Origin of the sequence: Pseudomonas putida (assembly GCF_050989985.1) — a bacterium.
Lineage (GTDB): Bacteria > Pseudomonadota > Gammaproteobacteria > Pseudomonadales > Pseudomonadaceae > Aquipseudomonas > Aquipseudomonas putida_AI.
In genome coordinates, this window is sequence record NZ_CP158815.1 from 59,475 (window position 1) to 81,869 (window position 22,395).

General features: G+C 61.2%; 22 protein-coding genes. 10 read left to right on the forward strand and 12 right to left on the reverse strand.

The genetic code is table 11. The annotated features are described in order from the left end of the window. Positions 1-354 precede the first annotated feature (354 nt). Positions 355-3,159, reverse strand: coding sequence for a DNA polymerase I (gene polA / locus ABTV29_RS00275; protein WP_433768294.1), 2,805 nt, complete (start codon positions 3,157-3,159; stop codon positions 355-357). A gap of 74 nt (positions 3,160-3,233) precedes the next feature. Here polA and ABTV29_RS00280 point away from each other — a divergent pair, with 74 nt between their 5' ends. Continuing rightward, a complete protein-coding gene (locus ABTV29_RS00280; protein ID WP_433768295.1) occupies positions 3,234-3,524 on the forward strand; it encodes a DUF2782 domain-containing protein in 291 nt (96 codons plus the stop codon). 57 nt (positions 3,525-3,581) lie between these two features. Then, on the forward strand, positions 3,582-4,535 hold the full coding sequence (locus tag ABTV29_RS00285; protein ID WP_433768296.1) for a homoserine kinase: 954 nt from the start codon (positions 3,582-3,584) through the stop codon (positions 4,533-4,535). Positions 4,536-4,644: 109 nt separating this feature from the next. Here the strand turns inward: ABTV29_RS00285 and ABTV29_RS00290 are convergent, their stop codons facing one another. Further along, positions 4,645-5,565 (reverse strand): zinc ABC transporter substrate-binding protein, encoded by a 921-nt coding sequence (locus ABTV29_RS00290; protein WP_433768297.1) that lies wholly within the window; start codon positions 5,563-5,565, stop codon positions 4,645-4,647. 66 nt (positions 5,566-5,631) lie between these two features. On the opposite strand from ABTV29_RS00290, the gene zur reads away from it, so the two are divergent. From zur to ABTV29_RS00310, 4 genes are read left to right on the forward strand one after another with little or no spacing between them, the layout of a single operon-like run. Next, positions 5,632-6,114 carry a zinc uptake transcriptional repressor Zur gene (zur, locus tag ABTV29_RS00295; RefSeq protein WP_433768298.1) on the forward strand — a complete coding sequence of 161 codons (483 nt, stop codon included), beginning with the start codon at positions 5,632-5,634 and terminating at the stop codon, positions 6,112-6,114. After that, positions 6,114-6,899 (forward strand): zinc ABC transporter ATP-binding protein ZnuC, encoded by a 786-nt coding sequence (gene znuC, locus ABTV29_RS00300; RefSeq protein WP_110965583.1) that lies wholly within the window; start codon positions 6,114-6,116, stop codon positions 6,897-6,899. Before zur ends, znuC begins: the two co-directional genes overlap by 1 nt. After that, the gene (gene znuB, locus ABTV29_RS00305; RefSeq protein WP_077044027.1) at positions 6,892-7,680 is read left to right on the forward strand and encodes a zinc ABC transporter permease subunit ZnuB; all 789 of its coding nucleotides are present in this window, start codon (positions 6,892-6,894) and stop codon (positions 7,678-7,680) included. Before znuC ends, znuB begins: the two co-directional genes overlap by 8 nt. A gap of 37 nt (positions 7,681-7,717) precedes the next feature. Next, positions 7,718-8,434 (forward strand): PA5502 family lipoprotein, encoded by a 717-nt coding sequence (locus ABTV29_RS00310; protein ID WP_433768299.1) that lies wholly within the window; start codon positions 7,718-7,720, stop codon positions 8,432-8,434. 92 nt (positions 8,435-8,526) lie between these two features. Here ABTV29_RS00310 and katE read toward each other — a convergent pair whose 3' ends face one another. Further along, positions 8,527-10,665, reverse strand: a complete 2,139-nt coding sequence (gene katE, locus ABTV29_RS00315) for a catalase HPII (RefSeq protein ID WP_433768300.1) — start codon at positions 10,663-10,665, stop codon at positions 8,527-8,529. 208 nt (positions 10,666-10,873) lie between these two features. Here katE and ABTV29_RS00320 point away from each other — a divergent pair, with 208 nt between their 5' ends. The 3 genes from ABTV29_RS00320 to ABTV29_RS00330 all read left to right on the forward strand — a co-directional run bounded on the left by ABTV29_RS00320 (position 10,874) and on the right by ABTV29_RS00330 (position 13,403). Next, positions 10,874-11,881 (forward strand): methionine ABC transporter ATP-binding protein, encoded by a 1,008-nt coding sequence (locus tag ABTV29_RS00320; RefSeq protein ID WP_433768301.1) that lies wholly within the window; start codon positions 10,874-10,876, stop codon positions 11,879-11,881. Continuing rightward, complete coding sequence (locus ABTV29_RS00325; protein ID WP_433768302.1) at positions 11,881-12,555, forward strand: methionine ABC transporter permease; 675 nt, start codon at positions 11,881-11,883, stop codon at positions 12,553-12,555. The genes ABTV29_RS00320 and ABTV29_RS00325 overlap by 1 nt, the downstream gene beginning before the upstream one ends. A 77-nt stretch (positions 12,556-12,632) precedes the next feature. Beyond that, positions 12,633-13,403 carry a MetQ/NlpA family ABC transporter substrate-binding protein gene (locus ABTV29_RS00330; protein ID WP_433768303.1) on the forward strand — a complete coding sequence of 257 codons (771 nt, stop codon included), beginning with the start codon at positions 12,633-12,635 and terminating at the stop codon, positions 13,401-13,403. Positions 13,404-13,574: 171 nt separating this feature from the next. On the opposite strand, the gene ABTV29_RS00335 is transcribed toward ABTV29_RS00330, so the two are convergent. From ABTV29_RS00335 to ABTV29_RS00355, 5 genes are read right to left on the reverse strand one after another with little or no spacing between them, the layout of a single operon-like run. After that, positions 13,575-14,210, reverse strand: coding sequence for an SCO family protein (locus ABTV29_RS00335; RefSeq protein WP_433768304.1), 636 nt, complete (start codon positions 14,208-14,210; stop codon positions 13,575-13,577). Then, entirely contained in the window at positions 14,207-15,106 is a 900-nt protein-coding gene (cyoE, locus tag ABTV29_RS00340; RefSeq protein WP_433768305.1) for a heme o synthase, read from the reverse strand. The genes ABTV29_RS00335 and cyoE overlap by 4 nt, the downstream gene beginning before the upstream one ends. Beyond that, the gene (locus ABTV29_RS00345) at positions 15,094-16,167 is read right to left on the reverse strand and encodes a COX15/CtaA family protein (RefSeq protein ID WP_433768306.1); all 1,074 of its coding nucleotides are present in this window, start codon (positions 16,165-16,167) and stop codon (positions 15,094-15,096) included. The genes cyoE and ABTV29_RS00345 overlap by 13 nt, the downstream gene beginning before the upstream one ends. A gap of 10 nt (positions 16,168-16,177) precedes the next feature. Then, positions 16,178-16,771: a hypothetical protein gene (locus ABTV29_RS00350; protein WP_433768307.1), complete on the reverse strand. Its 594-nt coding sequence runs from the start codon at positions 16,769-16,771 to the stop codon at positions 16,178-16,180. Beyond that, complete coding sequence (locus ABTV29_RS00355; RefSeq protein WP_433768308.1) at positions 16,737-17,477, reverse strand: SURF1 family protein; 741 nt, start codon at positions 17,475-17,477, stop codon at positions 16,737-16,739. Before ABTV29_RS00355 ends, ABTV29_RS00350 begins: the two co-directional genes overlap by 35 nt. A gap of 70 nt (positions 17,478-17,547) precedes the next feature. Here ABTV29_RS00355 and ABTV29_RS00360 point away from each other — a divergent pair, with 70 nt between their 5' ends. Continuing rightward, complete coding sequence (locus ABTV29_RS00360; RefSeq protein ID WP_110965572.1) at positions 17,548-17,751, forward strand: twin transmembrane helix small protein; 204 nt, start codon at positions 17,548-17,550, stop codon at positions 17,749-17,751. Between the two features lie 24 nt (positions 17,752-17,775). On the opposite strand, the gene ABTV29_RS00365 is transcribed toward ABTV29_RS00360, so the two are convergent. The 4 genes from ABTV29_RS00365 to coxB form a co-directional block, all read right to left on the reverse strand. After that, positions 17,776-18,663, reverse strand: coding sequence for a cytochrome c oxidase subunit 3 (locus ABTV29_RS00365; RefSeq protein WP_433768309.1), 888 nt, complete (start codon positions 18,661-18,663; stop codon positions 17,776-17,778). A 25-nt stretch (positions 18,664-18,688) separates the two neighbouring features. Beyond that, positions 18,689-19,240, reverse strand: coding sequence for a cytochrome c oxidase assembly protein (locus tag ABTV29_RS00370; RefSeq protein WP_433768310.1), 552 nt, complete (start codon positions 19,238-19,240; stop codon positions 18,689-18,691). A 147-nt stretch (positions 19,241-19,387) separates the two neighbouring features. Further along, positions 19,388-20,974 (reverse strand): cytochrome c oxidase subunit I, encoded by a 1,587-nt coding sequence (gene ctaD / locus ABTV29_RS00375; protein ID WP_433768311.1) that lies wholly within the window; start codon positions 20,972-20,974, stop codon positions 19,388-19,390. Between the two features lie 82 nt (positions 20,975-21,056). Further along, entirely contained in the window at positions 21,057-22,184 is a 1,128-nt protein-coding gene (gene coxB / locus ABTV29_RS00380; RefSeq protein WP_433768312.1) for a cytochrome c oxidase subunit II, read from the reverse strand. Between the last annotated feature and the right edge of the window lie 211 nt (positions 22,185-22,395).

Below are 22,395 nucleotides of genomic sequence, written 5' to 3' on the forward strand. Positions count from 1 at the left end.
AAAACCCCGGACTTCTATGGGGAGGGGGAAGTTCCGGGGTTCAAGTTCTAGACCGCTAGGGCGGGGTCCAGATATCTGCCAACACTTAACACAACATAGGAGCATCGAAGGGCTTCACCAGCCATTCAGTATCTCTGAGTGGTGCTTCTTCAGATTAGTTCAGATTTTTTTTCAATGTCTTTGGAATTGACAGACGGATTTTCCGGACTAAGGACCTTTTGGCGGTCCGGCGCGGCACTATGCCGCAGCCAAACTCAAGGATTTCGGGCCTTCCGAGGGTGTGTCGGGCGCTTTGACTACGACTGACACACCGCTGAGAGCAAGCTCACGCCTGAAAATTAGCCGACAGACGGCTTAGTGAGCCTCATCCCAATTGTTTCCCACGCCGACTTCGACCAGCAGTGGAACATCCAGTTTCGCCGCGCCACTCATGTGAACGCGAATTTCATCGCGAACCTGATCGACCAGATCCTCACGCACCTCCAGCACCAATTCATCGTGCACCTGCAGGATCACCTTGGCGTCGAGCCCGGACGACGTCAGCCAGTTATCCACAGCCACCATGGCTTTCTTGATGATGTCAGCCGCGGTGCCCTGCATCGGCGCATTGATCGCCGTGCGTTCGGCGGCGGCGCGTTCCTGTGGTTTGTTTGAGTTGATGTCCGGCAGGTACAACCGGCGGCCGAAGAAGGTCTCCACATAACCTTGGTCCGCCGCCTGGGCGCGGGTGCGGTCCATGTACTCGCGCACACCCGGATAGCGGGCGAAGTAGGTATCGATGTAGGCCTTGGCGGTCTTGGTATCGACGCCGATGTCCTTGCCGAGCTTTTGCGCGCCCATGCCGTAGATCAGGCCAAAGTTGATCGCCTTGGCGCTGCGGCGCTGATCGGAGGTCACGTCGGCCAGTTCGACCTTGAACACCTCGGCAGCGGTCGCAGTGTGCACGTCCAGATTGTGGCGGAAGGCATTCATCAGGCCTTCGTCCCGGGACAGGTGCGCCATGATCCGCAGTTCGATCTGCGAATAGTCCGCCGCCAGCAGCTTGTAGCCGGCCGGAGCCACGAAAGCCTGGCGGATGCGCCGGCCTTCAGCGGTGCGCACCGGAATGTTCTGCAGGTTCGGATCGCTGGACGACAGGCGCCCGGTAGACGCCACCGCCTGGTGGTACGAGGTGTGAATCCGCCCGGTGCGCGGGTTGATCTGCTCCGGCAGGCGGTCGGTGTAGGTGCTTTTGAGCTTGCTCATGGAACGGTATTCCATCAGCACCTTGGGCAGCCGATAGTCTTCCTCGGCCAGCTTGGCCAACACTTCTTCGGCGGTGGACGGCTGGCCCTTGGCGGTTTTCTTCAGCACCGGCAGGCCGAGTTTCTCGTAGAGGATCACGCCCAGTTGCTTGGGCGAACCGAGGTTGAACTCTTCGCCGGCAATTTCGAAGGCTTCACGTTCCAGCGCGACCATCTTGTCGCCCAGCTCGATGCTCTGCACCCCGAGCAGCGCGGCATCGACGAACGCACCCTGGCGTTCGATGCGCGCCAGCACCGGCACCAGCGGGATTTCGATGTCGGTCAGTACGCTGGCCAGGCTCGGAATGGCGCTGAGCTTTTCGAACAGTGCTTCATGCAGGCGCAGCGTGATGTCGGCGTCTTCGGCGGCGTAGGGGCCGGCCTGTTCCAGCGCGATTTGATCGAACGTCAGTTGCTTCACACCTTTGCCGGCAATGTCCTGGAAACTCACGGTGGTGTGGTGCAGATATTTCAGCGCCAGGCTGTCCATGTCATGGCGAGTGGCCGTGGAGTTGAGCACATAGGATTCGAGCATGGTGTCGAAGGCGATGCCGCGTACGGTGATGCCGTTCGCCTGATCGCCGCCGATGGCGCAGTTGGCCAGGATGTTCATGTCGAACTTGGCGTGCTGGCCGACCTTGAGTTTGTTCGGGTCTTCCAGAATCGGCTTGAGGGCGCGCAGGACGGTGTCCCGATCCAGTTGCTCAGGCACGCCGATGTAGGAATGGGTCAGGGGAATGTAGGCCGCTTCGTTGGCCTGCACCGCAAACGAAACGCCCACCAGCTGCGCCTGTTGCGCGTCGATGCCGGTGGTTTCGGTGTCGAAGGCGAACAGTTTGGCGTTGTTCAGCTTCTCCAGCCAGACGTCGAAACGCGCCTGGTCGAGGATGGTCTCGTAGCGGGTTTCAGACGTTGCCGCCGGCGCTTCGGCCTCAACGGCGCTGAACAGGTCGACCACTGGCTCCGGCTCGGCAGCCGTGCTCAGCTCGACGCGCTTGGCATCGCGTTGCAAGTCGTTCAGCCAGCTCTTGAATTCCAGCAGGTTGTAGAGCTCGGTGAGTTTGACCGGGTCTTCCGGACCCATTTGCAGGTCATCGAGGCCGATCTCCAGCGGCACATCGACCTTGATCGTCGCCAGCTGATAGGAGAGGAACGCCATCTCCTTGTGTTCTTTGAGCTTGGCCGGCAGGGTCTTGGCACCGCGGATCGGCAGGGTTGGAACGATATCGAGCTGCGCGTAGAGTTCGGTCAGGCCGCCATTCACGCCCACCAGCAGGCCGGAAGCGGTCTTTGGGCCAATGCCCGGAACGCCCGGGATGTTGTCGGAAGAATCGCCCATGAGCGCCAGATAATCGATGATCTGCTCGGGAGCGACGCCGAATTTCTCCTTCACGCCCTCCACGTCCATGCTGCTACCGGTCATGGTGTTGACCAAGGTAATGTGCCCGTCGACCAGTTGCGCCATGTCCTTGTCGCCGGTGGAGATGATCACCGGGCGATTGGCCGCGGCGCTGCTGCGGGCCAGGGTACCGATCACGTCGTCGGCTTCGACGCCTTCGACGCACAGTAGCGGAAAGCCCAGGGCGATCACGCTCTGGTGCAGGGGCTCGATCTGAACGCGCATGTCGTCAGGCATGCTCGGACGGTTGGCCTTGTATTCGGCGTACATCTCATCGCGAAATGTCCCACCCTTGGCGTCGAAAACCACGGCGAACGGGCTGTCCGGGTACTGCTTGCGCAGACTCTTGAGCATGTTCAACACGCCCTTGACCGCACCGGTCGGCAGGCCTTTGGAGGTGGTCAGCGGTGGCAGCGCGTGAAAGGCGCGGTACAGGTAAGAAGAACCGTCCACCAGGACGAGGGGGGCTTGGCTCATGAGCAGGATCAACCTTTTCGGCGGGTCCGGCGCTAGAATAGCGGGACCGTTGACGACAAAGGGACAAGGTTATCATGCGCACACTAAATCGCCTGTTGCTGGCTGGGTTGTTTGCAATCGCACCATTGGCCGTGATGGCGGCAGACGATGCGCCAACACCGGAACCGGATGTAACCATTCGCACGGAAGGCGACAATACGATCAAGGAATATCGCCAGAATGGCTTTCTGTATGCCATTCAGGTCACGCCGAAAGGCGGCAAGCCGTACTTTCTGGTGCGCGCCGATGGATCGGACGGTAACTTCATCCGCTCGGATCAGCCGGATATGCTGATTCCGTCGTGGAAGATTTTTGAGTGGAAATAGTTTCCTAATTTCAATTGGCGCTGGCTCGCAAGCGGCGCCCGTACTGGCAGCTTAAACATGTCTGTGTTCACCCCCCTGGCTCGGCCCGAGCTGGAAACCTTTCTCGCCCCTTATGGCCTTGGCCGCCTGCTTGATTTCCAGGGGATTGCCGCCGGTAGTGAAAACACCAATTTCTTTATCAGCCTGGAGCAGGGCGAATTTGTCCTGACACTGGTCGAGCGCGGCCCGGTCCAGGAGATGCCGTTCTTCATCGAACTGCTCGATGTCCTGCATGAAGCCGACCTGCCGGTGCCTTACGCACTGCGCACCACCGATGGCGTGGCGTTGCGCGAACTGGCGGGCAAGCCGGCGCTCCTGCAACCGCGCCTGGCCGGCAAGCACATCAAGCAAGCCAACGCGCAGCACTGCTCTCAGGTGGGGGAGTTGCTGGCGCATCTGCACCTGGCGACCCAGGCCGACAACATGATCAAGCGCAAGACCGATCGTGGCCTGGACTGGATGCTGGAGGAGGGCACGCAGTTCCTGTCGCACCTCGATGCGGAGCAGAAAGCGCTGCTGGAGCGAGCGCTGGATGAAATCACCCTGCAGAAAGAGAAAATCCTGGCCCTGCCTCGCGCCAACATCCACGCGGATCTGTTCCGCGATAACGCGATGTTCGAAGGCACGCACCTCACCGGGTTGATCGACTTCTACAACGCCTGCTCGGGGCCGATGCTCTACGATGTGGCGATTGCCTTGAATGACTGGTGTTCGGACGACGACGGCTTGATCGACGGACCTCGGGCGCGGGCATTGCTGGGTGCCTATGCCGCGCTGCGTCCGTTTACCGCCGCTGAAGCCGAGCTGTGGCCGACCATGCTGCGGGTGGCGTGCGTGCGGTTCTGGTTGTCGCGCTTGATCGCGGCGGAATCCTTCGCCGGGCAGGATGTGTTGATTCACGATCCGATGGAGTTCCAGCTGCGGTTGGCGCAGCGGCAGGCTGTTAGCATCCTGTTGCCTTTCGCCCTTTAAATTGTGGCGAGGGAGCTTGCTCCCGCTGGACTGCACAGCAGGCCCTTTTTTGGGGCCGCTTCGCTGCCCAGCGGGAGCAAGCTCCCTCGCCACAGTGTTATTGCGTTAACTAAAGCGACTCCAGGCACCCCGCCAGATCATTCCCCAACTTCTCCAGCACCTGCTCATACCCCTGGGCAGTCGCCGGCGTGTACCCGCCCAGCGCATCCAGCTCCGCCAGTTTCACCGGCAGCCCGGCCACCAGGGTTTCCGCCAGGCGCGGGCGCAATGGTGGTTCGCTGAACACACAGGTCTTGCCGACTTCCTGCAACCGCGCGCGCATTGCCGCGACGTGCTGGGCTCCTGGCTGCACTTCCGCGGCCACGCTGAACACGCCGGTGTGCTTGAGGCCATAGGCATCTTCGAAGTAGTCGAAGGCTTCGTGGAAGACGAAGTAGGGTTTGCCTTCAATACCGGCCAGACGTTTCTTCAGGCGCAGGTCGAGGGCGTCGAGGCGATCATCAAAGGCCTTGAGGTTGCTTTCATAACGTGTCGCGTTGGCAGGATCGGCTGCGCTGAGGTCGGCAGCCATTTTCGCCGCGATCACCCGGGCGTTGACTGGCGACAGCCACAAATGCGCATCCAGGCTGCCTGGACGGTGATCGTGGTCGTGTTCGTCGGCTTCTTCGGCGTGGGAGTGACTGTCTTCGGCGAAACGGCGCAGTTTCATACCGGGCAAGTCCTGCACGGCGACGCTGGGCAGCGAACGACCGTTGAGCACGCGAGGCAGGAAGCCTTCCATGTCCTGCCCAATCCAGTACAGCAGATCCACCGACTGCACCTTGCGCACATCGGAAGGCCTCAAGGCATAGTTATGCGGCGAAGCGCCGGGTGGCAGCAAGACCTCCGGAATCGCCACGCCATCCTGTACGGCGGCGGCGATCAACTGCAGCGGCTTGATGCTGGTGAGGACCCTGACCTCGGCTTGCGCCTGACCGATCAGCAGAAAACTTGCGATAAATGCGACAAAGATAGAAAAAAGTCGGGGCACGATGAACACTCGGAGAGGCGAGAACGGGTAACATAATAACGTCTCTCACCAAACTCGTCGCCGCTCATGCCTAAAACTCCGATTGCCAGTCGCCCCCATGACCACTCTCATTGCGTGCACAGCGCTTTGTCCGAGGCCGATGCTCTGTGCGAACGACAGGGCCTGCGGCTGACGGCCTTGCGCCGGCGGGTGCTGGAATTGGTGTGGCAAAGCCACAAGCCGCTGGGCGCCTACGACATTCTCGCGGTGCTCAGCGAACAGGACGGCCGACGCGCCGCGCCGCCGACGGTGTACCGCGCGCTGGATTTCCTCCTGGAAAACGGCCTGGTGCACCGTATCGCCTCGCTCAACGCCTTCATCGGCTGCAATCACCCGGAGCACGCGCACCAGGGCCAGTTCCTGATCTGCCGCGACTGCCACGCCGCCATTGAACTCGAACAGAAATCCATCAGCGACGCGATCATCGCCAGCGCCGCCGATGTCGGGTTCGTCGTCGAAGGTCAGACCGTCGAAGTGGTCGGTCTCTGCTCGGGTTGCCAGGGGGCTTGATGAGCAATGCGTTGATCCGTCTGCAGCAGGTCGCTGTCACGTTCGCCGGGCAGCCCGTGCTGGATAACATCGAACTGAGCGTCGAGCCCGGGCAGATTGTCACCCTGATCGGCCCCAACGGTGCCGGCAAGACCACGCTGGTACGTGCCGTGCTGGGGCTGTTGAAGCCCGACAGCGGTACGGTCTGGCGCAAGCCGAAACTGCGTGTCGGCTACATGCCGCAAAAACTGCATGTCGACCCGACCCTGCCGCTCTCGGTCCTGCGTTTCTTGCGCCTGGTGCCGGGTGTCGACCGTGCCATGGCCCTGTCCGCGCTCAAGGAAGTGGGTGCCGAGCACGTCATCGACAGCCCGGTGCAAAGCGTCTCCGGCGGCGAAATGCAACGTGTCCTGCTGGCTCGTGCGCTGTTGCGCGAACCGGAACTGCTGGTGCTCGATGAGCCGGTACAAGGCGTCGATGTGGCCGGCCAGGCCGAGCTCTACAGCCTGATCACTCGCCTGCGCGACCGTCACGGCTGCGGCGTGTTGATGGTTTCCCACGATCTGCATCTGGTGATGAGCACAACCGATCAAGTGGTGTGCCTCAATCGCCACGTCTGCTGCTCCGGCCACCCCGAGCAGGTCAGCGGTGATCCGGCATTCGTCGAACTGTTCGGAAAAAACGCACCCAGCCTGGCGATCTATCACCACCATCACGACCACGCCCACGATCTGCACGGCTCGGTGGTCAAGGCGCCCGCGTCGGGCCATAACCATGTGCACGGAGACAACTGCAAGCATGGCTGATTTCTTGCTCTACGCCCTGCTTGCAGGTCTGGCCTTGGCTGTGGTCGCAGGCCCCTTGGGGTCTTTCGTGGTCTGGCGGCGCATGGCCTATTTTGGTGACACCCTGTCCCACGCGGCGCTGCTGGGGGTGGCGTTGGGCTTCTTGCTGGATGTCAGCCCAACCGTTGCGGTCACCGTGGGCTGTCTGCTGCTGGCGGTGCTGCTGGTGACGTTGCAACAGCGCCAACCGCTGGCGTCCGACACGCTTTTGGGAATTCTCGCACCGAGCACCCTCTCTCTCGGTCTGGTCGTACTAAGCTTCATGCACGAAGTACGGATCGACCTGATGGCCTATCTGTTCGGCGACCTGCTTGCGATCAGCCCGACCGATCTGGCCTGGATCCTCGGTGGCAGCGCGGCGGTGCTGGTGTTGCTGGTGACCTTGTGGCGGCCATTGCTGGCCATCACCGTGCATGAAGAACTGGCCAGGGTCGAAGGCCTGCCCGTGGCGGGGTTGCGCATGGCGCTGATGTTGCTGATCGCCGTAGTGATTGCCGTGGCGATGAAAATCGTCGGTGTCTTGCTGATCACCTCGTTGCTGATCATCCCGGCGGCTGCGGCACAACGTCACGCCCGCTCGCCGGAGCAGATGGCGCTGGGTGCGAGCCTGCTGGGTATACTGGCCGTGTGTGGCGGGCTTGCATTGTCATGGTTCAAGGACACCCCGGCCGGTCCGTCCATAGTTGTGACGGCCGCCGCACTGTTTCTGCTGAGTTTTGTTCTGCCCCGTCGAGGGGTGTAGACTTGCTCGCTTTTTGCGCAATTAGAGAGTCGCAGGAATGAAGCTGTTCACCTCCCGTTATGTGCTCCTTGTCGCATTTTCCCTGCTGCTGGGTGCATGCCAAAGCACGCCACCGGCCGCCGAGACCCCGGACGCGCGGGCCACGGCCATTGCCCAGCTTGAGCAAAGCCTGGCCAGTAGCGAACTGGCGACGGCCGAAGATCAACTGGCCGCTTTGCAGGCTGAATCGCCCAACGATCAATCCCTGGAGCAATACCAGCGGCAATTGGCCGAAGCGTATTTGATGCGCAGCCAGATCGTGCTGCAAAAAGGCGACGTCAACGCCGCTGCCACGGCCCTGGCCCGTGCCCGCGCACTGATGCCCAAGGCGCCCGCGCTGACCGGAGGCGTCAACGGCGCCGTCGCGCAAGCGCGCAAAGCCGAACTGGATAAAGCCGAAGCGGACCTGAAGTCTGCCGAAGCCAAGCGCAAGGCCAAGGTCATCGACCCGGAAGCCGAGAGCACCACGGTGAAGCTGAAAATCACCGATATGGGCAAAATGCGTCGTCAATTGGATGCTATTGCCGCCGATGTGGTGAATTTCCAGTGCGATGTGAGCATCCAGGTGCCGCGTACCGATGATTATCCATGGTTGGCTAACTTGCTGACCAAGCGGGTGAACAAGCTGGATCCGCAGTTCGATTTGAAGCTGGAGCGACAGATTGATCGCAGCGTTCCGGCGCAGATGGTTCTCAGCCCCCGTAAACAACCTTAAAAGCTTCGCGAGCAGGCTCGCTCCCACAGGTTTATGTAGACCTTGTGGGAGCGAGCCTGCTCGCGATGGCGTCCGCCCGGATAACAATATTCTCAGGCCGGAATCCCCTTGGCCTTCGGCTCCCTCTCCCAAACCCGATGCTGCCCGATCGCGGCAAAAAACGCCTTGAACACCTTGGCGTCTACCCCGACAAGCAACCCGGCATCCACCTCCAGCTTCAACACATCCAGCAACTGCTTCGCCTCACCATGCAAGGCGATCGCTTTCAGGTGCTTGTAAGCCTCCAGCAGGTAATGCAACGCCACGCCGTCACCGCTCAATGCCTTGATCGATGCAGCGCCCCCGGGCACGAACACCGCATCGAACGCCACTGACGGCAAACCTTCCATCGACGCATCCACCGGCAACGACTTGCCGTCGGCGGTTTTCACCGGCGCTGAGGTCGGGCCGAGCAATTTTACGTGGGCACCTTCGGCCTTCAGCGCTTTCTTCATTGCCTCAATCGCTGCCCCGTCGACGCCATCGGCCGCCAGGATCGCGACTTTGCGGGTCTTGATATCGGCGGGCAGCAAATTGGCCTGGCTCAGGGCCGGCGAGCGTTCGAGGGAAGTTTTCGCAACCTTGACCGTCCCGGCCTTTGGCACCGGCAAGCCCAGGTTCTGCGCGACTCGCCTGGCCAGTTCCAGATCAATGTTGGCGAGGATTTCATTGACCTGCCTCGCCCGGATGGACTCGCGCTCGACCTTGCCCAGCTCAAAGCTGTAGGCGGCAATGATGTGTTCCCGTTCATGCTCGCTCATGCTGTGGAAAAACAGACGCGCCTGGGAGAAGTGGTCGCTGAACGATTCGCTGCGTTGACGGATTTTGTTGGCGTCGATGCGCTCGTGGTAACTCTCGAAACCGCCGTCGGCCGCCGCAGGCGGGGTCTCTTTCGGCCAGCCGTTATCGATGGAGTTCGGCTCGTAGGCCGCGCGTCCCTTGTCGATTGTGCTGCGGTGCTGTGCGTCGCGCTGGCCATTGTGGACAGGGATCACCGGACGGTTGATGGGGATCTCGTGAAAGTTCGGCCCACCAAGTCGGCTGATTTGCGTGTCGGTGTAGGAAAACAACCGACCCTGCAGCAACGGATCGTTGGAGAAGTCGATTCCCGGGACGATATGCCCCGGGCAGAACGCAACCTGTTCGGTCTCGGCAAAGAAATTGTCCGGGTTACGGTTGAGGATCATTTTGCCCAAGGGCGTGATCGGCACCAGTTCTTCCGGAATCAGCTTGGTCGGATCGAGGATGTCGAAATCGAAAGCGTGTTCGTTCTCTTCCTCCACCACCTGAACGCCCAACTCCCACTCCGGGTAATCGCCCATCTCGATGGATTCCCAGAGATCGCGGCGGTGATAGTCGGTGTCCTTGCCCGCCAGCTTCTGGGCTTCATCCCACACCAGCGAACAGGTCCCGGCGGTGGGGCGCCAGTGGAATTTGACGAAGCGCGATTTGCCTTCGGCATTGATCATGCGAAAGGTATGAACGCCAAAGCCCTGCATGCTGCGCAGGCTTTTCGGGATCGCCCGGTCGGACATGGCCCAGATCACCATGTGCGCCGACTCCGGCTGCAATGAAACAAAGTCCCAGAAGGTGTCGTGGGCCGAACCGCCGGTGGGCATTTCGTTGTGCGGTTCGGGTTTCACCGCGTGGACGAAATCGGGAAACTTGATGGCGTCCTGAATGAAAAACACCGGCATGTTGTTGCCCACCAGATCGTAGACACCTTCGTCGGTGAAGAACTTCACGGCGAAACCTCGTACATCGCGCACGGTATCGCCTGACCCGCGCGGCCCCTGCACCGTCGAAAAGCGCACGAACACCGGGGTTTTTTTACCCGGGTCCTGCAGGAAGCCGGCCTTGGTCAGCGCGCTATGGTTTTCGTAGGCCTGGAAGTACCCGTGGGCCCCGGTGCCGCGGGCATGCACGATGCGTTCGGGGATGCGTTCATGGTCAAAATGCGTGATCTTTTCACGCATGATGAAGTCTTCCAGCAGCGAAGGCCCGCGAGCGCCGGCCTTCAGCGTGTTCTGATTGTCTGCCACCTTCACGCCTTGATTGGTGCGCAGGGCCTGGCCTGTGGCATCGCAGCGGAATGTTTCCAGGCTGTCGAGCTTGGTGTTGGTGTTGCTGCGGTCCAGGGTATCGGTCCCGGCCAGTTCGCTCTTGGGTGCGGCAGGCTTTTTGGTACTCATCGGGCATGACTCCTCAGGCTGATTCGAGTTGCCTAAGTAGTGACTGATGAGGTTTTTTGGCGTTCCTTTTATCTGACCTTTGATCGCGTTATTGCCAAAACGCTGGATGAAAGCGAAATAAATGCTAAGAACCTCTATACGGACAGGCTAAAATGCGCGCCCGGCTAACCGCTGATCCTTTTCCAACGCGCCCCACAAGGTTCGCTACGTGATCGAGTTTCAAAACGTCCATAAAACCTACCGCGTCGCCGGTAAGGATATCCCCGCCCTGCACCCGACCAATCTGACGATTGAGAACGGCCAGGTCTTCGGCCTGATCGGCCATTCCGGTGCGGGAAAAAGCACCCTGCTGCGTCTGATCAACCGCCTGGAAAACTCCAGCGGCGGCAAGATCATCGTCGACGGCGAGGAAATCACCGCGCTCGACGCCAACGGCCTGCGCCGTTTCCGTCAACAGGTCGGGATGATTTTCCAGCACTTCAACCTGCTGGCTTCCAAGACCGTGGCCGACAACGTCGCGCTGCCGCTGACGCTGGCCGGTGAAATGTCCCGCAGCGACATCGACCGGCGCGTTGCCGAGTTGTTGGCGCGGGTTGGACTGTCCGATCACGCCAACAAGTACCCGGCACAGTTGTCCGGTGGGCAGAAGCAGCGCGTCGGCATTGCCCGCGCCCTGGCCACCAAGCCGAAAATCCTGCTGTGCGACGAGGCCACCAGTGCCCTGGACCCGCAGACCACCGCGTCGGTCCTGCAATTGCTGGCCGAGATCAACCGCGAACTGAAACTGACCATCGTGTTGATCACCCATGAAATGGACGTGATCCGCCGGGTCTGCGATCAGGTCGGCGTGATGGACGCTGGCGTGATCGTCGAGCAGGGTTCGGTGGCCGATGTGTTCCTGCATCCGAAGCATCCGACCACCAAGCGCTTCGTACAGGAAGACGAGCAGATCGACGAAAGCGAACAGCGTGACGACTTCGCCCATGTGCCCGGTCGCATCGTGCGTCTGACCTTCCAGGGCGAAGCGACCTACGCGCCATTGCTGGGTACCGTCGCCCGCGAAACCGGCGTGGACTACAGCATCCTCGCCGGTCGCATCGATCGCATCAAAGACATCCCTTACGGGCAACTGACCCTGGCCGTGACCGGCGGTGACATGGAAGCGGCTTTCGCCCGCTTCACCGCGGCCGACGTCCACATGGAGGTGCTGCGCTAATGGAAGCCCTGATGAGTTTCTTCTCCAACATCGACTGGTTCGAAATCTGGCTGGCCACCGGCGACACCCTGCTGATGCTCGGCGGCTCGCTGCTGTTCACCGTATTGCTCGGCCTGCCGCTGGGTGTGCTGCTGTTCCTGTGCAGCCCGCGCCAGTTGCTGGAAGCCAAAGGCGTCTACGCGATGCTGTCGCTGGTGGTGAACATCCTGCGTTCGCTGCCGTTCATCATTCTGCTGATCGTGATGATTCCGTTCACCGTGCTGATTACCGGCACCTCGCTGGGTGTCGCCGGTGCGATTCCGCCGCTGGTGGTCGGCGCCACGCCTTTCTTCGCGCGACTGGTGGAAACCGCGCTGCGTGAAGTGGATCGCGGCATCATCGAAGCGACCCAGGCTATGGGCGCGACCACCCGGCAGATCATCACCAACGCGTTGTTGCCGGAAGCCCGTCCGGGTATCTTCGCGGCGATTACGGTGACAGCTATTACACTGGTTTCCTACACGGCGATGGCCGGTGTGGTGGGCGCCGGTGGCCTGGGTGACCTGGCGATCCGTTTCGGCTACCAGCGTTTCCAGACTGACGTGATGGTGGTCACTGTGGTCCTGCTGCTGGTGCTGGTACAGGTCCTGCAAACCGTCGGCGACAAGCTGGTGGTGCACTTCTCTCGTAAATGATTGTTTTCGTACATTGCAAATGAGCCGGCCATTCGCTGGCAGGCGCCGAGACGGGCGCCTCACATGGAGTTAGCTGAATGAAAAAACTACTCGTCGCGTTCGCTGCCGCAGCAGCCTTTTCCGCCCACGCCGACACCCTGACCGTAGCCGCCACCCCGGTACCGCACGCCGAGATCCTCGAGTTCGTGAAGCCGGCCCTGGCCAAAGAAGGCGTCGACCTGAAGGTCAAGGTCTTCACCGACTACATCCAGCCGAACGTGCAGGTGGCCGAGAAGCGTCTGGACGCCAACTTCTTCCAGCACCAGCCGTACCTCGATGAGTTCAACAAGGCCAAGGGCACCAACCTGGTATCGGTTGCCGGCGTACACCTGGAGCCGCTGGGCGCTTACTCCAGCAAGTACAAGAAGCTGGACGAGCTGCCAAGCACCGCCACCGTGGTGATCCCGAACGATGCCACCAACGGCGGCCGCGCGCTGTTGCTGCTGGACAAGGCTGGCGTGATCAAGTTGAAGGATGCGAACAACATCCTGTCGACCGTCAAGGACATCACCGAGAACCCGAAGAACCTGAAGTTCCGTGAACTGGAAGCCGCGACCATCCCGCGCGTGCTGACCCAGGTCGACCTGGCGCTGATCAACACCAACTACGCGCTGGAAGCCAAGCTCGATCCGGCCAAGGACGCACTGGTCATCGAAGGCAGCGACTCGCCGTACGTGAACATCCTCGTTGCCCGTCCGGACGACAAGGACAGCGAAGCGATGAAGAAACTGGTTGCTGCACTGCACAGCCCGGAAGTGAAGGCATTCATCGTCGAGAAGTACAAAGGCGCGGTGGTGCCGGCGTTCTGATCTGCTGATGTAACGAAAAAGGGGACGCCATGAGCGTCCCCTTTTTATTGCCTGAAATACGGACCCTGTGGGAGCGAGCTTGCTCGCGATGGCGGTGTGTCAGACAACAAATATGCCGGATGTGCGGGCCTCATCGCGGGCAAGCCCGCTCCCACAGGTTCGGCGGTGTTTTTACGGCCGTTTGAGCATCACCGGCAACTGCGCCACCAGCTTCACGTTGTTCAACGGTGCCCGGATAAATCCGCGCTGCGTCCCGTCCGGGCCGATCACCGCGAGGTTACCGCTGTGATCCACCGTGTAGTTCGGCTTGCTGGTATCGGCTGGAATGAACGGAATGCTCACCGCATTGGCGACTTTCTGCAGTTCATCGGTGGAAGCAGGTGTCAGTCCGATGAACTGCGGATCGAAGTAGCCCAGGTACTGCTTGAGCTGCTTGGGCGTGTCGCGATTGGGGTCGACGCTGACCAGGATGATCTGCAACTTGTCCACAGCCTCCGGCGGCAGTTCGCTCTTGATCTGGCGTAGCTGGGCGAGGGTGGTCGGGCAGATGTCCGGGCAGAAGGTGTAGCCGAAGAACAGCAGGCTCCACTTGCCCTTGAGCTCGTTGATCGCCACCGGCTTGCCGTCCTGGTCGGTCATGCTCACATCCGGCAGATTGCGGCTTTGCGGCAGCAGGATGATGCCGGCATCGATCAATGCCGTCGGGTCGCCCTGGCCTTTGCCCGAGAGCACTTTGTTGATGGTCAGGCCCAGGACCAGTGCAATCAGGGCGACAAGGATGAAGACGGTTTTCTGGGTACGAGTCATAGGTTCAACATCAGGTAGTGGTCTACGAGCAGGGCGATAAACAGCAGGAACAAGTAATAAATAGAGTACTTGAAGGTGTTGATCGCCGCGTGCGGCCGAGTGCCACGGTACAGCACCACGGCCCATTGCAGAAACCTTGCGCCAAGGCCGGCGGCACAAATCAGGTAGAGCAGGCCGCTCATGTGGATCGCGTAGGGCATCATGCTCACGGCCAGCAGCGCGCCGGTGTAAAGCAGGATGTGCACCTTGGTGTAATGCTCGCCGTGGGTGACCGGCAGCATCGGGATGTCGGCCTTGGCGTATTCCTCTTTGCGATGGATCGCCAGCGCCCAGAAATGCGGTGGGGTCCAGGCGAAGATGATCAACACCAGCAACAGCGGTTCGGCGCTGACGTGGCCGGTGGCGGCAGTCCAGCCGAGCAGTGGCGGGGCGGCGCCGGCGAGGCCGCCGATGACGATGTTCTGTGGTGTCGCGCGTTTCAGGAAGCCGGTGTAGATCACCGCGTAACCGAGCAGGGACGCCAGGGTCAGCCATGCCGTCAGTGTGTTGGTGAACGCCAGCAGCAACGCCTGGCCCAGCACCGCCAGCACCAGGGCGAACGTCAGTGCCGCCGCCGGTGAAACCCGCCCTTCGGCCAATGGCCGCTTGTGGGTGCGGGCCATCACCGCATCGATTCGCCGATCCACCACATGGTTCACCGCCGCCGCACCCCCGGCACACAAGGCGATGCCCAGGTTGCCGAACACCAGCACGGTCCAGGGCACGCCGGCGCGGGTTGCCAGGAACATCCCGACCAGCGAGGTGATGAGCATCAGCACCACCACCTTGGGCTTGGTCAGCTCCAGGTAGTCCCGCCAGATCGCCTGGCTGGGGCGCTCGCCAATCAGAATCGCCATGGCATCTCTCCTTTTATTGTTATGGGCCCGGCTGAATGTTTACGCGGGCGCAAGCGCCAGCGTGTCGGCTGCGTGACCCGCACCAGGCTGGTTCGCGCGTGATAATTGACCAGCACCATCGTCAGCAGCAGCGCCGCGCCGCCGGCGTTGTGCGCCACGGCCACGGGCAGCGGCAGATGAAACAGCACGTTGCTGATGCCCAGGGTGATCTGCGCGGTCAACGCGACCAGCACCAACCCCGCAAGCCGCGTCATGCCGACGACTTTCAGCTGCCAGGCAAGGCCCAGCAGCACCAGCGTCACCAGCAATGCACCGATGCGATGGGTCAGGTGAATCGCCGTGCGGGCATCGCTGTCCAGCTGGCCGCCGAGGTAATTCGGGCCGATGTGTTGGGTCAGGTGGAAGCCGTTGGCGAAGTCGGCCGGGGGCAGCCATTGGCCGTGGCAGGTGGGGAAGTCGATGCACGCCACGGCGGCATAGTTGGAGCTGACCCAGCCGCCGAGGGCGATCTGCCCGATCACCAGCAACAGCCCGGCGGTGGCCCAGTACTGCAAGCGGCGTGGCACCGTCAGCGCCGGCAGCACCCCGGACAGCCGCAACGTCAGCAGGAACAAAAGACTCAAGGTGGCGAATCCACCGAGCAAATGCCCGGTCACCACCTGCGGCCAGAGTTTGAGCGTCACCGTCCACATGCCGAAGGCTGCCTGGGCGAACACCACCCCCAGCAGAAACAACGGCAGCTTCACCGGTTGCCCCGGATGCCGCCGATGCACCCAGGCGCGACCGGCCAACACGGAAATCAGCAGGCCGAGGGTGCCGGCGAAGTAGCGATGGATCATCTCGTTCCAGCCCTTGTGGGCTTCCACCGGTGCCTCCGGGAAATGCAGTTCGGCATGGGCCAGCTGGGCTTCGCTTTTCGGCACGCTGATGAAGCCGTAGCAGCCGGGCCAGTCCGGACAGCCCAGGCCAGCATGGGTCAGGCGGGTGTAGGCGCCGAGCAACACCACAATCAGCGCCAGCAGGGTGGCAAACAGCGCGAGGCGAAATCCAGGTTTGGCCATGACGATGCCCTTATCCGATGTTCGACAGTTTCAGCAGGTGGCGCAGGTCGTTGAGCAGGTCCTTGCCCTTGACCGAGGGGTCGTAGCGCAGCACCAGGTTGCCGTGGGGGTCGACGATCCACAGGTGCGGCAGGGTCTGCTCCGTCGAGGTTTTGCGGTACGTGCCCAAATCCAGCGGATAACGCTGCAACTGTGGGTACTCGCGGGTCAGCTTGGCGTCGTAGTCGCCGCTCAGTGGCTGGGCCGTGGCGATGGCGTGGCTGGCGCGCGAGGCATCCTTGCCCAGGCCGATCTGAATCTGCCGGGCCAGATACACCAGTTGCTGACAGTCCACGGCGCACTCCTGCGGCGCGGTCACCAACAGCTGCCAGCGCTGCTCATCGGCTTGCACGCCAAGGTCGGCGCGGGACTGGCCGTTGCCGATCAGCTCGCCGTGATAGCTGCGGCCCTCCGGCACCCAGAACTGCAATTTGTACATGCCGGTGGCGAGGATCATCGGGCCGATCACCCCGAGCAGGATCAGCAGCAGTTGGATGCGTCCCTTGCGCCGGGTCGCCGGCGTTTTGGCCTCAGACATGCTGGGTGGATTCATGGCCGCTCCCATGGTGTTTCTCCTTTGCGTTGTGCCAGCCGAGGTACAGATAAAGGCCGAGCAGGGCGATCGACATGGCGAACCACTGCACGGCATAAGCGATATGTTTTTCCGGGCCCATGGCGACCACCGGCCAATCGGCCTGGTAAGTCGCGGGGCCGGTTTCTGCGCGTAATTCGTAGGTAAAGCCGTCGCGGTCCAGGGCGGTCCAGAGTGCTTTCGGATCAACTGCCGTCAGCAGTTTTGGCCAGGTGCTGGTGCTCGGGTCGGCGTGAAGCTGGAAGGCTGCACCGGGGGATACGTAGACCCAGGCGTCGAGGCTCAGGACTTCAGTGGGTGTGGTGAATTGCGGCGGGGTACGGCGGTCCGGCCAGGGTAGCCAGCCGCGATTGACCAGCAGCCATAACCCCGTTGCCTGATCCTGAAACGGTTGCAGCAACTCGACCCCGACCTTGCCGCCACGCTGGCGGTTATCCAGCAACAGGCTGTGGGCGGCGTCGAATTGGCCGTGCAGGCGTACTCGACGGAAAGCCGGGTCTGCGCTGTGTTGCAGTTCGGTGCTGGCCATCGGCTCGGCGGCCCGGCGTTCGGCGTAGCTTTGCAGCAGCGCGCTTTTCTCCGCGCCCCGGCTCAATTGCCAGAACCCGAGCGACACCAGGAGCGGCAGCAAAAGGGCGACCACCAGCGTCGGCACAATGCCCGGCCGAAAGCGCTTCATGGCGTGGCCAGAAAGTCGGTCAGCGCGATAGCTATACTCAAATGCATCGCTTGTCCCCCGGAGTTTCCCCATGCTCAAAGCAGCTATCGTCCTGATGCTGATTGCCACGGTTGTCAGCCTGTTCAGCGGCCTGTTTTTTCTGGTCAAGGACGACAGCCGTTCGAACCGCCTCGTCATTGCCTTGAGTGTCCGTGTTGCCCTGGCCGCCGTTACCGTGGGCTTGATTGCCTGGGGTTTTTTCAGCGGCCAGCTTGTCTCTCACGCGCCGTGGTAACTGTAGGAGCGAGCAAGCTCGCTCCTACAGCACGTAAACGAAAACGAACAACCCGATCCACACCACGTCCACGAAGTGCCAATACCAACTCGCCGCCTCGAAGCCGAACTGATGCTCGTTGTCGAAGTGCCCGCGCATGATCCGCATCAACATCACGAACAGGATGATGGTGCCGATGGTCACGTGGGCGCCGTGGAACCCGGTGAGCATGAAGAACGTGGCGCCGTAGATGCCCGAGCCCAGGGTCAGGCCCAGTTCGCGGTAGGCGTGCATGTATTCTTCGGCCTGGAAGCCGAGGAACGCGCAGCCCAGCAGCACGGTGATCGCCAGCCACAGTTTCAACGCGCCGCGATGGCCTTTTTTCAAGGCGTGGTGGGCGATGGTCACGGTGACGCTGGAGCTGACCAGCAACACGGTGTTGAGCAGCGGCAGGCCCCAGGGGCTGATGACTTCCTTGGGCGGCGGGAAGAGTTTGGAGTCGGGGTTGTCCAGCAGCGGCCAGGTCCACTGGAAGTTCGGCCACAGCATATGGGCAATGCCCTTGGTGCCTTCACCGCCAAGCGCGGGCCCGGCAATGTGGCGCACATAAAACAGGGCGCCGAAGAAGGCGATGAAGAACATGACCTCCGAGAAAATGAACCAGCTCATGCCCCAGCGGAACGAGCGGTCCATCTGCGCGCTGTACAACCCGCTGCGGCTTTCCTTGATCACCGTGCCGAACCAGCCGAACAGGATGTAGGCCAGCATCAGGCCGCCAACGAAAAAGATCAGCGGACCGTGGGATTCCGGCCGCGCGGCCTTCAGATCGTTGAACCAGGTGCCCAGGCCGAACATGGTGACGAACATCCCGACGGTGGCGATGATCGGCCATTTGCTCTGGGCCGGAACGTAATAGTGCTCATGAGTTGCCATTTATTGTTCTCCTTATCGGGCACGCTCAACCGCCAGTGTTTACTGCGACCGGTGGATGTCGGGCGGTGATATCGAACAGCGTGTAGGACAGCGTCAAATGCTTCACATCCTTGGGCATGTCACGGTCAACAATGAAACGCACCGGCATTTCTATTCGTTCACCGGGCTGCAGCACTTGCTGGGTAAAGCAGAAGCATTCGGTCTTGTGGAAGTACGCCGCCGCAGCGCTCGGTGCGATGCTCGGCACGGCCTGAGCACTCATCGGGCGATCGGTGGGGTTGTGTGCGATGAAGATCATCTCGTTCACTGCCCCCGGGTTGGTCGTCAACTCTTCGCCCTTGGGGTAGAAATCCCAGGGCATGTCGGCGGAGTTGGTCGACAGGAACTGCACGCGGACCTGCCGCGAAGCGTCCACCGTCTGCTCGCCCTCGTACTGCCCGGCAGTCTTGCCGTTGATGCCGAACGCCTTGCACATCACGTCGTAGATCGGCACCAGGGCAAACCCGAAGACAAACATCGCCACCACCACCAGCAACAGGCGGGTGACGAGTTTTTTCAGTGAAATCGAGTCAGCCATGATTTCAGATCTCCGCGCCAAACCCTGTAGGAGCGAGCATGCTCGCGATGGTCGTTAACGATGACGCTGGGGGCCTGAAACCCCACGGCGCTCTCGGGTTTTTCGCGAGCATGCTCGCTCCTACAGGGGTGGCGACAGCCAAGGTGTTCATTTCACTTCCGGCGGCGTAGTAAAGGTGTGGTAAGGCGCCGGTGACGGAATGCTCCACTCCAGACCTTCAGCCCCATCCCAGGGCTTGGCCGGTGCAGGCTCGCCGCCGCGGATGGTCTTGATCACGATGAACAGGAAGAAGATCTGCGTGGAGCCGAACAGGAACGCGCCGATCGACGACACCATGTTGAAGTCGGCGAATTGCAGGTTGTAGTCCGGAATCCGTCGCGGCATGCCCGCCAGCCCTACGAAGTGCATCGGGAAGAAGGCCATGTTCATGCCGATGAACGACAGCCAGAAATGCAGCTTGCCGAGGGTTTCGTCGTACATGTGGCCGGTCCATTTCGGCAGCCAGTAGTACGCCGAGGCGAAGATGCCGAAGATCGCCCCAGGTACCAGTACGTAGTGGAAGTGCGCGACCACGAAGTAAGTGTCCTGGTACTGGAAGTCCGCCGGGGCGATGGCCAGCATCAGGCCGGAGAAACCGCCGATGGAGAACAGGATCACGAACGCCACCGCGAACAGCATCGGCGTCTCGAACGTCAGCGAGCCCTGCCACATGGTGCTGGCCCAGTTGAACACCTTCACCCCGGTCGGCACCGCGATCAGCATGGTGGCGTACATGAAGAACAGCTCGCCCACCAGCGGAATGCCCACCACGAACATGTGGTGCGCCCAGACGATGAACGACAGGAACGCGATGCTCGCCGTGGCGTAGACCATTGAGGTGTAGCCGAACAGCGGCTTGCGCGAGAACGCCGGGATGATCGAGCTGACGGCGCCGAAGGCCGGCAGGATCATGATGTACACCTCGGGGTGGCCGAAGAACCAGAACACGTGCTGGAACAGTACGGGGTCACCGCCACCGGCCGCGCTGAAGAAGCTGGTGTGGAAGTGGATGTCCATCAGCATCATCGTCACGCACCCGGCCAGCACCGGCATTACCGCGATCAGCAGGAACGCGGTGATCAGCCAGGTCCAGACGAACAGCGGCATTTTCATCAGCGTCATGCCGGGGGCACGCAGGTTGAGGATGGTGGCGATCACGTTGATCGCCCCCATGATCGAACTGATCCCCATCATGTGGATGGCGAAAATGAAGAAGGTCACGCTTTCCGGCGCATAGGTGGTCGACAGGGGGGCGTAGAAGGTCCAGCCGAAGTTGGGACCGCCTCCGGGCATGAACAGCGTCGACACCAACAGCAGGAAGGCTGCCGGCAACAGCCAGAAGCTGAAGTTGTTCATGCGTGGCAGGGCCATGTCCGGCGCACCGATCATCAGCGGCACCATCCAGTTGGCTAGGCCGACGAAGGCTGGCATCACCGCACCGAAGACCATCACCAGGCCGTGCATGGTGGTCATCTGATTGAAGAATTCCGGCTGGACGATTTGCAGCCCGGGCTGGAACAGCTCGGCGCGAATCACCATCGCGAACGAGCCGCCGAGCAGGAACATGCAGAATGCAAACCACAGGTACAGCGTGCCGATATCCTTGTGGTTGGTGGTCAGCACCCAGCGCATCAGGCCTTTGGCGGGGCCGTGGGCGTGGTCGGCATGACCATGGTCATCGATGACGGCGCTCATGGCCTGTCTCCTGTCAACGAATGGGCTGGGCGGGCCGGGGCGCGTAGCCCCGACCGGTTGCTTGTGTGCGCAATGGACCGGGTCATTTGCTTTCCGCCTGTTTCAGCTCCAGCACTTCTTTCGGCGTGACCATGTCGCCCTTGTTGTTGCCCCAGGCGTTACGTTCGTAGGTCACGACGGCCGCGATATCGACTTCCGACAACTGCTTGCCGAACGCCGCCATGGCGGTGCCGGGCTTGCCGTGGAAGACCAGGCTCAGGTGGGCTTCTTTCGGTCCGGTGGCGATTTTCGAGCCCTTGAGTGCCGGGAACATCGGCGGCAGGCCCTGGCCTTCAGCCTGGTGACAGGCCACGCAGGTGGTGTGATAGACCTTGTCGCCACGATCCTTGAGCTCGTCGAGCGTCCATTCCTTGCTGGTCAGCTCTTTGAGTTGCGCGGCTTCAGCCTTGCGATCGGCCAGCCATTTTTCGTAGTCGGTCTTTTCCTTGACGTCGACCACGATCGGCATGAACCCGTGATCCTTGCCGCACAGCTCGGCGCACTGGCCACGGTAGAGGCCGGGTTTTTCGATGCGGGTCCAGGCTTCGTTGACGAACCCGGGGATCGCATCGCGCTTGACCGCGAAAGCCGGGACCCACCAGGAGTGGATCACGTCCGCGGACGTCACGAGGAATCGCACTTTGGCGCCAACAGGCAGCACCAGTGGCTTGTCGACCTCGAGCAAGTAGTGCTCGCCCTTGGTTTCCTTGTTGTGGATCTGATCGGCGGGGGTAGTCAGGTTGCTGAAGAACTCGACGTCCTGGCCCAGGTATTTGTAGTGCCACTTCCACTGATAGCCAGTGACCTGGATATCGATATCCGGCTCACTGGCGTCGTACATCTTGATCAGGGTCGCAGTCGCGGGAATGGCCATGACCACCAGAATCACAAAGGGCACGACGGTCCAGAGGATTTCGACGGTTGTACTTTCATGAAATTTTGCGGCGACCTGCCCGGTCGAGCGGCGATGCAGAATCATCGACCAGAACATGGCGCCGAAGACGATGATGCCGATCACTACACAGATCCAGAAAATGGTCATGTGCAGGTCAAATACAGCGTGACTGATTTCAGTCGCTCCAGGCGCCATATTCACAGTCCAGGCCGCTTGCGCCGGGCTGAAAATCGACCACAACAGGAGGCCCATCCAGACATGTGGATGTCGCATCATTGCGGGTTCCCCTTATCGTTCTTGTTATCCCGCCGGCTTTCACCTGCGGCAAGGGAGCGGCTGCATCAGACTACGAACTTGAATTGCCGGGCCTTGCTGCAGTTGCAGTCGGGCGTCATCAGCTAACTCCATTCATGAGCGAGTATAGACAGCGACTCTCACCTCGCAATGTGAAGGCGTAAATCATCTGAAACAGCATTAACTTGCTTTG

Bases quoted from the DNA above. Each gene is read 5' to 3' on its own strand.
- polA (WP_433768294.1), bottom strand. From the start codon at position 3,159: ATGAGCCAAGCCCCCCTCGTCCTGGTGGACGGTTCTTCTTACCTGTAC.
- ABTV29_RS00280 (WP_433768295.1), top strand. From the start codon at position 3,234: ATGCGCACACTAAATCGCCTGTTGCTGGCTGGGTTGTTTGCAATCGCA.
- ABTV29_RS00285 (WP_433768296.1), top strand. From the start codon at position 3,582: ATGTCTGTGTTCACCCCCCTGGCTCGGCCCGAGCTGGAAACCTTTCTC.
- zur (WP_433768298.1), top strand. From the start codon at position 5,632: ATGCCTAAAACTCCGATTGCCAGTCGCCCCCATGACCACTCTCATTGC.
- znuC (WP_110965583.1), top strand. From the start codon at position 6,114: ATGAGCAATGCGTTGATCCGTCTGCAGCAGGTCGCTGTCACGTTCGCC.
- znuB (WP_077044027.1), top strand. From the start codon at position 6,892: ATGGCTGATTTCTTGCTCTACGCCCTGCTTGCAGGTCTGGCCTTGGCT.
- ABTV29_RS00310 (WP_433768299.1), top strand. From the start codon at position 7,718: ATGAAGCTGTTCACCTCCCGTTATGTGCTCCTTGTCGCATTTTCCCTG.
- katE (WP_433768300.1), bottom strand. From the start codon at position 10,665: ATGAGTACCAAAAAGCCTGCCGCACCCAAGAGCGAACTGGCCGGGACC.
- ABTV29_RS00325 (WP_433768302.1), top strand. From the start codon at position 11,881: ATGGAAGCCCTGATGAGTTTCTTCTCCAACATCGACTGGTTCGAAATC.
- ABTV29_RS00330 (WP_433768303.1), top strand. From the start codon at position 12,633: ATGAAAAAACTACTCGTCGCGTTCGCTGCCGCAGCAGCCTTTTCCGCC.
- ABTV29_RS00335 (WP_433768304.1), bottom strand. From the start codon at position 14,210: ATGACTCGTACCCAGAAAACCGTCTTCATCCTTGTCGCCCTGATTGCA.
- cyoE (WP_433768305.1), bottom strand. From the start codon at position 15,106: ATGGCGATTCTGATTGGCGAGCGCCCCAGCCAGGCGATCTGGCGGGAC.
- ABTV29_RS00345 (WP_433768306.1), bottom strand. From the start codon at position 16,167: ATGGCCAAACCTGGATTTCGCCTCGCGCTGTTTGCCACCCTGCTGGCG.
- ABTV29_RS00350 (WP_433768307.1), bottom strand. From the start codon at position 16,771: ATGGGAGCGGCCATGAATCCACCCAGCATGTCTGAGGCCAAAACGCCG.
- ABTV29_RS00355 (WP_433768308.1), bottom strand. From the start codon at position 17,477: ATGAAGCGCTTTCGGCCGGGCATTGTGCCGACGCTGGTGGTCGCCCTT.
- ABTV29_RS00360 (WP_110965572.1), top strand. From the start codon at position 17,548: ATGCTCAAAGCAGCTATCGTCCTGATGCTGATTGCCACGGTTGTCAGC.
- ABTV29_RS00365 (WP_433768309.1), bottom strand. From the start codon at position 18,663: ATGGCAACTCATGAGCACTATTACGTTCCGGCCCAGAGCAAATGGCCG.
- ABTV29_RS00370 (WP_433768310.1), bottom strand. From the start codon at position 19,240: ATGGCTGACTCGATTTCACTGAAAAAACTCGTCACCCGCCTGTTGCTG.
- ctaD (WP_433768311.1), bottom strand. From the start codon at position 20,974: ATGAGCGCCGTCATCGATGACCATGGTCATGCCGACCACGCCCACGGC.
- coxB (WP_433768312.1), bottom strand. From the start codon at position 22,184: ATGATGCGACATCCACATGTCTGGATGGGCCTCCTGTTGTGGTCGATT.